Origin of the sequence: Lottiidibacillus patelloidae, from assembly GCF_002262935.1 — a bacterium.
Lineage (GTDB): Bacteria > Bacillota > Bacilli > Bacillales > SA5d-4 > Lottiidibacillus > Lottiidibacillus patelloidae.
On the sequence record NZ_NPIA01000003.1, the window covers coordinates 73,576 to 85,361 of the forward strand.

At 32.6% G+C, this 11,786-nt stretch carries 11 protein-coding genes; 9 read left to right on the forward strand and 2 right to left on the reverse strand.

Translation table 11 applies throughout. From position 1 onward, the window contains the following. Positions 1-76 precede the first annotated feature (76 nt). From CIB95_RS06840 to CIB95_RS06850, 3 genes are all read left to right on the forward strand, one after another. The gene (locus CIB95_RS06840; RefSeq protein WP_094924200.1) at positions 77-1,357 is read left to right on the forward strand and encodes an FAD-dependent oxidoreductase; all 1,281 of its coding nucleotides are present in this window, start codon (positions 77-79) and stop codon (positions 1,355-1,357) included. A 347-nt stretch (positions 1,358-1,704) separates the two neighbouring features. Beyond that, positions 1,705-2,079 (forward strand): SLAP domain-containing protein, encoded by a 375-nt coding sequence (locus CIB95_RS06845; protein WP_094923610.1) that lies wholly within the window; start codon positions 1,705-1,707, stop codon positions 2,077-2,079. 70 nt (positions 2,080-2,149) lie between these two features. After that, positions 2,150-3,106 (forward strand): nucleoside hydrolase, encoded by a 957-nt coding sequence (locus tag CIB95_RS06850; RefSeq protein ID WP_158217578.1) that lies wholly within the window; start codon positions 2,150-2,152, stop codon positions 3,104-3,106. 360 nt (positions 3,107-3,466) lie between these two features. Here CIB95_RS06850 and CIB95_RS06860 read toward each other — a convergent pair whose 3' ends face one another. Next, positions 3,467-4,135, reverse strand: a complete 669-nt coding sequence (locus CIB95_RS06860; RefSeq protein ID WP_094923616.1) for an SOS response-associated peptidase — start codon at positions 4,133-4,135, stop codon at positions 3,467-3,469. A gap of 71 nt (positions 4,136-4,206) precedes the next feature. After that, positions 4,207-4,854 (reverse strand): glycoside hydrolase domain-containing protein, encoded by a 648-nt coding sequence (locus CIB95_RS06865; protein ID WP_233143948.1) that lies wholly within the window; start codon positions 4,852-4,854, stop codon positions 4,207-4,209. Positions 4,855-5,043: 189 nt separating this feature from the next. On the opposite strand from CIB95_RS06865, the gene CIB95_RS06870 reads away from it, so the two are divergent. The 6 genes from CIB95_RS06870 to CIB95_RS06895 all read left to right on the forward strand — a co-directional run bounded on the left by CIB95_RS06870 (position 5,044) and on the right by CIB95_RS06895 (position 11,759). Continuing rightward, positions 5,044-7,221, forward strand: coding sequence for an MMPL family transporter (locus CIB95_RS06870; RefSeq protein ID WP_094923620.1), 2,178 nt, complete (start codon positions 5,044-5,046; stop codon positions 7,219-7,221). A gap of 75 nt (positions 7,222-7,296) precedes the next feature. After that, positions 7,297-7,710: a hypothetical protein gene (locus tag CIB95_RS06875; protein ID WP_094923622.1), complete on the forward strand. Its 414-nt coding sequence runs from the start codon at positions 7,297-7,299 to the stop codon at positions 7,708-7,710. A gap of 118 nt (positions 7,711-7,828) precedes the next feature. Continuing rightward, on the forward strand, positions 7,829-9,148 hold the full coding sequence (locus tag CIB95_RS06880; protein WP_094923624.1) for a PD-(D/E)XK nuclease family protein: 1,320 nt from the start codon (positions 7,829-7,831) through the stop codon (positions 9,146-9,148). An 86-nt stretch (positions 9,149-9,234) separates the two neighbouring features. Next, positions 9,235-9,900 (forward strand): uracil-DNA glycosylase family protein, encoded by a 666-nt coding sequence (locus tag CIB95_RS06885; protein WP_094923626.1) that lies wholly within the window; start codon positions 9,235-9,237, stop codon positions 9,898-9,900. Positions 9,901-9,978: 78 nt separating this feature from the next. Beyond that, positions 9,979-11,049 (forward strand): Sir2 family NAD-dependent protein deacetylase, encoded by a 1,071-nt coding sequence (locus tag CIB95_RS06890; RefSeq protein ID WP_158217579.1) that lies wholly within the window; start codon positions 9,979-9,981, stop codon positions 11,047-11,049. Between the two features lie 131 nt (positions 11,050-11,180). Beyond that, positions 11,181-11,759 carry a hypothetical protein gene (locus CIB95_RS06895; protein ID WP_094923630.1) on the forward strand — a complete coding sequence of 193 codons (579 nt, stop codon included), beginning with the start codon at positions 11,181-11,183 and terminating at the stop codon, positions 11,757-11,759. Positions 11,760-11,786 lie beyond the last annotated feature (27 nt).

Genomic DNA, 11,786 nt, shown 5'->3' on the forward strand with positions numbered 1-11,786 from the left:
AGCAATTCTGTCCTACTCAGAAGATATTCAAGGAGGCACCTTAGAAGTGAGCAACAACGTAAGGGAAGAATATAAAATGCAAGATGTAATTATTGTAGGTGGAGGTCTAGCAGGGTTATCAGCTGCAGCAAGTCTAGCTAAACAAGGAAAGTCAGTTACATTGCTAGAGCGTGGCCAATTAGGAGGAAGAGCAGTAACTTTAAAGTTAAAGGATTTCTCTTTTAACTTTGGCGCACATGCAATCTACGGAAGAGACACTTCCATTCTGCAAAATTTAGAAAAAGAGCTAAATATACACATTAATTGGAAAGACTTTAATCCAAATAAAGCAAAATATGATATAGGTCACGAACTCACAGATGTACCTGCTAATATAAAGGGACTTTTTCGCACAAAAATCCTAAAGTCGACTGATAAACTTCAATTTACATTTAATATATTTAAAACGATGATTTCCGTTGAAAAAGGAAAAGAACATGTTTCGATAAAAAAATGGATGGACGATAGGCACATAAATGATGATGTGAAAAAAATGATGCTAACGTTAGCGTCATCAAATTTCTTTACTAGTGAGCCGGAAAAAATTCCATCTACTGTATACTTTAATTATTATCGGAAATTATTTAAAACGAATAAACCTGTCGCTTATGTTGGCGGAGGTTGGCAGTCGTTAATTCAACAATTTGTTACAGTTATTGAAGAAAACGGCGGCACGATCATTACAAAACAAAAAGTTGACGAAGTAGAAGTTGCAGGTGATAAAGTAATTTCAGTCTCAAGCAAAGGGCAAAAATACAGAGCAAAAGAATTTATCTTTGCAATTCCACCAAAAGAACTGAAAAAAGTATTTGAGAGTACGACGATTTCACACTACATGGAACATTATGCACAATATGAGCCGAGCTATGTTTTTGTTTACGATATAGCTTTAAAAGAAAGAATAGAAGTTCCGTACACATATATTTACAATCAAGAAGAAAAAATGTTCATCACGGATATCTCTTATTATGATGAGACATGCGTGCCAGAAAATGGACAGTTGTTACAAGCAATTGCTTATATGAAGCCAGAAGATGTTGGAAACAAGTTAACGACAGAAGCAATTCAAAATAAAATTGAAGAAATGTATGATAAACACTTTAATGGTTGGCGTGAACTCCTTGTTGTTCCTAGAATTTCCAAGCGGGCAATGGCTCAGGAAATATCTTGGAATATGAAGCAGTCGCCAATGCCAGTCGTAATTCCTAATTTGAGAAATACTTACTTTTCAGGAGATTGGTGTGAAGGGGAAGGACAACTGTCGGAACTTTCATTTACAAGTGCTTATAAAGCGACTTCAATGATATTAGAAAAGTAATAATAGAGGTTGTGACACAAGTGCCTGGCACTTTGTTTTGTCACTGCCTCCTTTTTAATTTGTGAATTATCAAAAAATTGTGTAAACTAGACGTATACTAAATGAAATGAGTGATTTGACAATGGAATTATATATTAACTACATAATTAATCTCTGTCTTATCATTTGTTTTCTTTATTTGATGTATCAACTGTTAGTTAAGAAGAACAAAACATTTATATTTAGTAATGTAGAACCAGATGCTGAGGAAAACGTATGTTATTATTATAAAAGTAGAAAGAATAAATAACACGGTTAGGACAAGAGGTCCTACCGTGTTATATTGTTTTTAAAAGGAGAGTGCTTTAATGAAGCAAACATTATATTTTCACCCGGCATGGCTTAAAACAATTTCCGAGAAAGATAAAATTAATATAGAACAAACATTTAATACGACGGGATTTATTAGTGAAAGAATTACATTCACAACGATTCGCGTCGCTAGAAACTATAAAGAAGAATTATTAGTGACAGTACTCATACAAAATGGATTTAATGAAGATCAGGAATTTCATCAAAAAGAACTTCTTTATACGGAAAATGGAGCGTTTATAGCTTCTCATAAGTTTACAGTGCCGATGGTACTTAAAAAGCATTCAAGTACACCATGGACATTTATATTTAGTCCAGAGTCTATAAAGAGTGAATACGTAACTCTAGATGGACAAGTAAAGCTAACATAATCTAACATTTCTCCTCTAATTATTAAATCATCTGCATATGATTTATGAGAAAAGAAGGAGAGTGAACGGTATGAAAAAAAATGTCTTGTTATTTGCTGATTTTGGTGTTGACGATATTTTGGCATATATGTATGGAGTTTTTCATCAAGAAATTAATATCATTGGCGTTGTTGCAAGTTATGGTAATGTTACTCGTGAATATTCATTACGAAATATTGAACTATTAAAAAAACTTACGAAGACTGAACATATCCAAGTTATTAAAGGGGCTGAACGTCCTTTAACTGGCAATGAAGTGAAGGTTTATCCAGAAGTTCACGGACAAGAAGGACTTGGACCGTTTTCGTTTCCTTTACTAAGTATAGGAAACGAGTATAATTTTGATAAAATTTATGAATTAGTTAGGAATAATAAAGAATTAACAATTGTTAATGTAGGTAGGTTAACGTCATTAGCGACAGCTTTTATTTATGAACCAAATTTGATGAAGAGTGTGAAGGAAATTTTCGTAATGGGTGGAGCTTTTCAAGTACAGGGGAACATCACGCCAGTGGCAGAAGCAAATATTTATAGTGACTTTATTGCAGCTAACATTGTTAATAAAATTGCCCCATCCATAAAATACTTCCCTTTGGATGTAACAACTATGGCGGTAATTAGTGAAAAACAAATGGATGTTCTTACCAAGTATTTCCCTGCAAAAACGAGACAATTACTTATAGAGATTCACAAGTACTATACTAATTTTTATGAGAAAAAACATTTTGTGAAATGTAGTCCGCAACACGACTTGCTGACAATTTGGGCATTAATAAATGAGCAATACGTCACATATGAAGAAAAGTGTGTGAAAATAGTAGTGAATAGCATCGCCAAAGGGCAAACGATTGGCTATGATGAAAGAAGTTCATCCTGTTCTTTTATTCACAAGGTCGCGACATTTATCGATTATGAAAGGTTTATTCAAGATGTTACTTCAACATTTCACCATGGAAGTGTAACTGTTATTGATTCAGAGTGGTTATAAATGTGTATGGAGATTTGATCGGGGTTATAGGATATTTTCACTTTTGAAGTTATACCGGCCTCTTTTAAGAGTTTTTTGACTTCCTCCGTTTTTCCGACTTGAGCGTTGCCTTGAATTTTTTTTGCAAATGGAGTGGACTTTTTAATTTTTTCAATTAGAAGTGTGGCTTGTGGTAGTAGTAATAATAGATTATCTGCGGATTTTTGAAAAGTAGCAGGATTAATTTCAGGATACTGATTTTGCTGCCTTTCATTTTGCCACAAAATACTTAATCGAGAGTTATTGTGTAAAGAATTGCAAATGGGACAAAAACAGCAATGTTGAACAACATACAATTTGAACACCTCCTATTGAAAGTAGTTAAATAGGTAACATACATTCTGGCTGATTGTTTCTAGGTGAGTTAACTAATGGTGATACTTCATACATTTTCATATGGTCACTATTGTATGGTTTTAACACATTAGTATAGAATTCACTACCCTCGATTCTTGGACTGAGCCAGGTCTGTTCCGTTTCATTAGTAAGAATTACGGGCATTCTGTCATGCACTTCTGATAATAATTGATTAGCGCTAGTTGTAATTATGGTACATGAATGTATTTCTTTTCCGGCTTCATTTGACCACTTATCCCAAAGCCCTGCCATTAAGAAAGGCTTTTCATTAGCTAATGTAATACGAAATGGCCTTTTACCTTCCTTTGTTGTTTTCCACTCGTAAAAACCGTCAGCTACCAATGCACACCTTCTTCTAGAAATCAGGTTTTTAAAACTGCGTTTTTGTAATAGTGTTTCTGATCGAGCATTAATCATTTTGTATCCAATCTTTTCATCAGGTGCCCATGAAGGAATAAGCCCCCAACGCATTTGACCAATTCTCTTACCTGCGGGAGATCCAACAATTGCAACAACTTTCTGGCTTGGAGCTATATTGTAATTAACTTCAAAATGAAAATGAACTGGATTGACAATTGAAAACTGCTCCATTACTTCATCTATAGTTGTAGTTAACGTTAAGCGTCCACACATAATTTATTTCACCTTTTCTAAAGAGATTTTCTCTCTTTATAGTACCATTTCTTAATACGGTATTGTAAAGACTACCACAACAATTGGTACAGCTTAAATAATATTAAGTTCGTCTCAATTGGACATCCTTGTGCCTCGCGGCCATATTGCCAACCCAAAACATTAGCTACACAACTTGGCTTTTTTGGTTGAAATAGCGGTGCATCGATTTCATTTGATGCTTCTTCTCTGGGCTCAGCACTCCATAATATGGAATATTTTTTAACTCTTGCATTATTCTTTACTGCTGCACAATAAGCTTTATTAAAATCCCCCTTAAGAGGATCATGATAAAATCCTGGAAGGTAGCCACTTTCGAAAAAAACATCAACCCATGCACTAATCCAAGAGTCATTTACTTCAAAGAAATTTTCAATATTAGCAAATACAACAGTATCTTTTGGGAATTTTAACCTACTTGCATGGAATATGGCATTTCTTGCAGCAACTTGCCCACTTCGATATCCAACTGCAGAACTAAAATCATTATAAATTGGTATAATGCGAATACCTCTTATGTGTAGAAATAGTAGTTCTTCTTTAGATAAACCATCATTTACGCCTTCTTTTCTAGTTAAGTATCTACCCCAAAACTTGGGCTTCCCATACTTACTAGTTACACAATTATATAGTTTTTCATCGACTTTAACTGCGGAGTCTACACCCCATAACGCCCTCAATTTCATCCTCCTCATTATTTTACGTAATAATAAACTATGCATGGAAGTTGTCCTAGGGTATCTTATTTTTAAGTACTATTTATTCAAAACTTTTGGTATGATAGATTCATAACTAATATAGTAAAAAGGTAGTATATAGATTTACTTAATTATCGTTAAGTAGTCTTTAGCTTGAAAGGAGATCGCATTTTGAAAAATCCATTTAATATAATTGGTAAATTAACATACACATATCGAAAAAGCATCGTCCTTTTATGGATTATTTTAGTCGCTGCTTTGTTTATTTTCTCAATAAAATTACCAGACCGCCTCCATGGAAGTGGATTTGAGATGGATAGTGAATTTCAACAAGTAAGTGATGCGTTGATTGAGGAATTTGATTATCCTGCATCAACAGCAATTATATATTTAGAAGGAAATGGTGTTTCTCCTGAAGATGAAGAATATAAGAACCATGTTGCATCAACAATCGAAAAAGTATTAAAACATGAGGCAATTAATAAAGTAGTGTCACCTTACGAATCTCCTGGAATGATTAAGGGAAATGAAGCTTTTATTTTAGTAATGTTTGATGAAGTCGCTAGTGATGTGATTGACGAGGTTAATTACCTGAAGGAGAATGTTACAAGCTCAGAAAATGTCAACACTATGTTAACTGGTAGTCCAGTAGTTATGGAAGATATGAACAAAGCTAGCCAAGATGATCTTTTCCAAGCTGAGATGATTGGAGTTCCTGCAGCATTATTCATTTTGCTGCTAGCATTCGGCGGATTAGTCGCAGCTGCATTACCGTTAATAATCGGTATGCTGAGCGTACTCATTACGATGGCTGTTATTTACTTTATCGGTGGTCAACTACAATTGTCTGTGTTCGTTTTAAATACAGTACCAATGATAGGGTTGGCATTAGGAATAGATTTTGCTCTACTATTAGTAAATCGCTTTAGGGAAGAACTTCAGCAAAAAAATATTAAAGACGCAATAATTAAATCAGTAGAAACAGCTGGAAAGGCAATAGCTTTCTCAGGATTATGTGTATTTGTAGGCTTATCTGGAATGCTTTTTATTAATATTAGCATTTTCAAATCAATTGGAATTGGTGCAATGGTTGTTGTCTTTGTATCAGTAACATGTGCATTAACATTTTTACCAGCAGTTCTAGCGATCCTTGGCGAAAAAGTAAATCGCTTTACTATTCTTAAAGTAAGTAATAAAGAAAATAACTGGTGGAAAAATTTCGCATCTTTTGTGATGAAGCGCCCTATAATCGTATTAGTTACGACTACTATTGTATTAGTATTCTCTGTAATTCCTGTAATGCAAAGTAATCTAATCGTACCTGAAGAAGATTCTTTACCTGAGTCATTTCCATCAAGAGTTGCGCTTGAAAAGTATATCGATGCTTTTGGAGAGTACACCATTCCTTCAGCTATTTTGATTGTGGAATCTGAAGATGAGATTATGGTGGAATCAGAATTAACAAAGTTACAACAATTAACTGATGAATTAATGCAAGATTCAAAAGTGGAAAAAGTCGAGTCAGTTTTTAATATTACTTCCTTATCTGTGCCAGAATTAGCTCATTTAAGTAACGATGAACAATTTATGAATAATCTCTCAACAATTGTTAATGGCAACCAAACTGTTGTAAAAGTGTTTCTTAATGTAGATTCTGCATCTAAAGAAGCAAAAGAATGGATCCATGAATGGAAGAATTACAAAGGTGATTTAAACGTTTCATTTGGTGGAGAAAGTAAATTTTATGAGGAGATTTACGAAGAAATAATGACGAAAGCGCCTATTGGCTTATTAGTCGTTTTAATATCAACGTATTTCTTACTTTTGATAGCATTTAAATCAATTATATTACCTTTAAAAGCAATAATAATGAACGTATTAAGTCTTACGGCAACTTTCGGTATCTTAGTTATTATTTTCCAAGGTGATTATTTCTATAATGTTGAAGGGATATATTTAATTATTCCTGTATTTATTTTCTGCCTAGTTTTTGGTCTAAGTATGGATTATGAAGTGTTCCTTATATCTCGCATTCAAGAATATTACGAGGAAACGAAAGATAACGATTATGCAACTTTAATGGGGTTAACTGTAACAAGTAAAATTATTACTTCAGCAGCGTTAATAATGATTGTTATTACAGGTGCATTTGCATTTACTGATATCATTCCAGTTAAACAAATGGGACTTGGAATTGCTATAGCGATATTTTTAGATGCTACGATTGTAAGAATGTTGTTAGTCCCATCATTAATGAAATTAATGGGGAAATGGAATTGGTGGATGCCTGCTTTTTTACAAAGAAAAGAAAAGGCAGTGTCAACTAATTCGGTAGAAAGAAGTCTGTAATTTACAGACTTCTTTTCTTTATAAGCATTTATTTGTATAATGAAATAAAATCAAAGGAAACGGGAGTACATCGCAATGAAAAAAATAATTTTTTATAGTTTAATGTTAGTAGTTATTGCAACCCTTGGTGCATGTAATGGAAAAGAAGAGAATTTTGATTCAAAAGTTCTTGGTGAATGGCAAACGAGTTCATTTACTCTTAACGAGAAAGATTACGATGAAAATGCAAATGAAGCCTTTTCAGATGGTGTAAAGATTGGTCTTTTACAAATGTTTTTCAAAGAAGGTGAAGCCATTACTTTTGACAGTAAAGGTAACGCAACGTTTCACGGAATTAAACTTAACTACATAATTGAAAAGAATAATCTCTTAACACTGACATCAGAACAATTAGTCGATATGAAATTAACATTTAAATTAGAAGAAAAAGGTAATAACCTATTATTTAAACATGAATTAGGTACAGCAATTCTAACTTCTGCAAAATAAAAGCTCTCCTCTTAGGAGAGCTTTTTTCTTTTGTTCAAGGTCTAAATTTCGTTGTTTAAAATACATATTAAATGAAGGAAGCTTGACCAATCAAACGAGCAGATGAGGTGACTGTTTTATGAAAGCCGACGAAATTATTGGAGAAATTACTCGATTAGTAGTTCATAATGACGACTTTTCTAAGTTATCTAGCAGCATGGAATCGTTTAATCCTTTAAAAGTTTTAGATGTTTATAATTACGAACTGAAGCAATTAAATATGCTTTCATGGCTATTAAACCCTCAAGAAAACCACCGGTTGGGAGATTACTTTATTAAGGAATTCATTAACAAAGTAGTTATTAGTAACGAAGAAAATGAGTCAGTTAAGAATTTATCTCAGATTGAGCTTCACTTAAGTAATTTCTATGATGCGCAGGTCACTCCACATTGGAAATCACTTAGAAAATCGAAAACGATTGATCTTGTTATCCACTCCGCGAAAAATAATATCGTAGTTATAGTTCTTCATAATGAAAAGAAAGAAAATATATCGCTTCACATGCAAGAGTGTTATGCCATGATTAAAGAAGATATTAAGTTTACGAACGCACATGTGCTACCTGTTTATTTAACAGATACCGGGGAAGAGGCTCCATTAAGTAATTATTGTCAATTAACCTATGAAGATTTCTTATCTTTGATTGATAAAACAATTGAACATCATCATGGTGAGTTGAGCGAAAGGATAGTCTTATTTTTAAAAGACTACCTATCCTTAGTGAATCAAGAATTAGTTCAAGATGAGAAGTTGGTCACACTCTGTCAGTCTATTTATAGAGAACATAAGGATATTATTCACTGGCTCTTGCAAAAGACAAGTGCTATTCAAACAAGAGAGTTACATAAAGTAAGTCAGGAAACGATTAACCGCTATGGAAAATTACTTTCCGTCATTTTAGAAAAAGGAAAAGAAGACCCTTTTACGATTGCCATGAAAAACTTTATGCAAGATAAATTAGAAGTAAGTTTAAGCTCTAGTAGGTTAAAAAATACACAACACTGGTTTTATCCGATAAAATTTTTAAGTATTGACGGTATGCAACAAGCCGCAGTACCGAGTTGGCATTCACCATACCCAGTTTCTTATTATTTTAAAAAAGAACAAGGAAAGTTGAAATTAAAGCTAGAAATAGGACCATTTAAAGATCCAACCCTTCGGATGGAATTTATTAAGTTTGTCAATGATAACTCAAACTTCACAATAAATGTAAAAGCTTTCCGAGTTGAATCTGTATCTACTTGTATTAAAATGGAAGCGATACCTTTTGAAGATTGGGAATGGAATAAAGTGGAGATTATTACTACTAGAATGAATCATTTATATCAATATAAATTCTCTGAAACAAACAATGAAATACTGAATTTGATAGAGAAATTCAGATGGAAAATTAGCTAAACTCTACCAAAATATAAACTTTATGTTATTATATAACTATATTAGTATAAAATTGGTAATTTTTTATATAAAAGTAAAGTGAAGTTTTGGAGGGGAACAACATAGAACTGAATATAATTAAGAGCATTCTAACTGATTTTCAAATGCACGAGTCAGAAGATAAAGTACTTAATTTCTATGGCGGAGATAGAATTAGCATTCAACTTTACAACTTATATAAGTATTTACGTAAAATGAATAGCTACGAGCCATCAATATTAATATTAGGAGAACACCCACACTTTGCAAGGGAAGCGAGAACTGGAATTCCATTTACAAGTGAACACGTAATTGTTAAGATGAACGATCGACACGGAGTATTAGAAAAAGACGTTTATAAATTAATTGGTATTAGGAAAGATTCATTTTCTGCTTTATTATGGGGACAAATTAATAAAATGAGTAATCCACCTTTATTGTGGAATTTATTCCCGTTTTATCCTCACCAAGAAAATTCCCCTTCAAACCATAGAAGTTTGACAATTCAAGAGATGGAGTGGGGAAATCAGCTATTGCTAAAAATTTTAGAAGCGTATCCTTCTATTACTAAGGTCTTTGTTATCGGAAATAAATTGAAATATGATCACTTAAACTTTCCAGTTGATGTTGACTATCTATCACCTTTAGAGATGGGTAATCCCCATGCGTTTGTTGAAGACTTCAATGAATTACTTAAGATTAGCCAGCCAATAAAAATTTCTAATAAAGTATAACTGGCATACAAGCAAGTGATTAAAAATATGCATATAAAAAGAGGTAGCAGCTTAAATCTCACGTTAGGAGTGGCGTATATGGGATGGGAAGCAATAATTGATATGCATAAGCAGTTTAATCATACAACTTTATTAGGAAAACAATTGGATAATAATACTTGGAAATTCAAGTGGAATTTTGGACATTTGAATTCAGAACATACTATTGATATAACGTTAATGCAACCAATAAATGATGTCGAATTTATAATAAGCCCTTATTCTAAGGTCGTTTCATCATTAGAAGAGGCATTGGCATTAAACGATTGGAAATTATTTTCTCCTAGCGTAATACATTCTCAGTTTAGAGAAAGTATATGGGAGATTGTACATACAGCAAATATTTCTAGAGAAAGAAAGCTAAAATGGTTTGCGGCGTGTTATCCAGAAAAACAAAAACTTTCTAAAGTGGCAAGCCAATTGCTACAGTCAGAGTACACGATAGGAATAATCGGACAAACGACAAATACACTTGAAGAAGCGAGTGAGGAACAAGGTATTTGGAAGTATGTAGATGTAACAAATATTTTTTCTAATGCAGCATTTGAATTCGATTATGATATTTTTCGAAAATACGTCAGTTATAAATTAAAGATATTGGAAGAATACAATGGTCCAGAATATTTCAAATTAATTTCTAATTTTGAATCAAATAAACTAATACAAAGTATTATCTTCCAAAATTATTCAACAAGTAGAATGAAAGGGAAGTTTACTAACGCGCTTGACTTACAAGGTCCATTAGATTTGATTTGCTGTCATGATTGTCGAGCACACAGTTCAGTAACAGACTTTGTTCTGAGAAAAACTTGCTCCTCATGTGGTGGAAGATTACGACCAAGCATGACACTTGCAGGTGAAAAATTCAAAAAAAAGAATTGGGTTAATGTAGTTACTGAATTTGAAAAAGCGGAACTTATTTTTTGTATCGACTGTGATGTATCAGTACCTTACTTTTCTAAATTAATGGAAAAAACGAATGGGAATGTAATCATTTTATCTACTACAAAGCAGTTAATAGAAATAAAGAAAAATACTAGAACCGAACACTATATTGAAATTGATCCTAATAAATTCTTAAGTGAAATAAATATGTTACTTTCCTTATAATTATTAGACTAAACCGGGTATAAGCGTATTACGTTTGTAATCCGGTTTTTTTGTTGACAAAAAATTCTGCCGGAAAACACGAAATTTCTTTTAATGAATACGTTGATAAATAAGAGAAAGGAAGTGTAGGCGTGAATAAAATGTTAAAGTTAGTAATGGTTTTTCCTTTAGTATTCTTAACAAGCTGTTTTGATGATGATAGCTCAAAAGATAAAAATGTTGACCAAGAGACAGAAGCTACAAAAGAAATTGACAAAAATGAAGATAATGAGGGCATGCTAGAAGACGATGTGCGTTTAGAGATTATAGATTATTATAATTATATGTATGGTGAAATGTTAACGTATCATAACAGTGTTATCTCTTATTATGATCAAGTTTTACAAGCGCCAGATGAAGTGTTTTATGGCACGGTTATTGATAAGATAATCCCCCAATATACTGAAATATTAGTTGAATTAGAAAAGGTAAATTCACAGCTAAATAATGAAGATTTAATAAAAGTTCATGAAGTCATTGTCTCAGCTGTCCGAACTCAATTAGACGGTTTTCTTTTATACAAGAAAGCTTATGAAAATAACAATAACTTATATGTAAATGAAGGGAACGAAAAGATTAGGGAAGCAAATACACTCTTTATTAAGTTTGATGAAAAGATGAGTGAGTTAATGAGAACCTATGAGATTAATCATTTTAATAGAAGTGAATAATAATTTCCATATCTGAATAGAAGTATT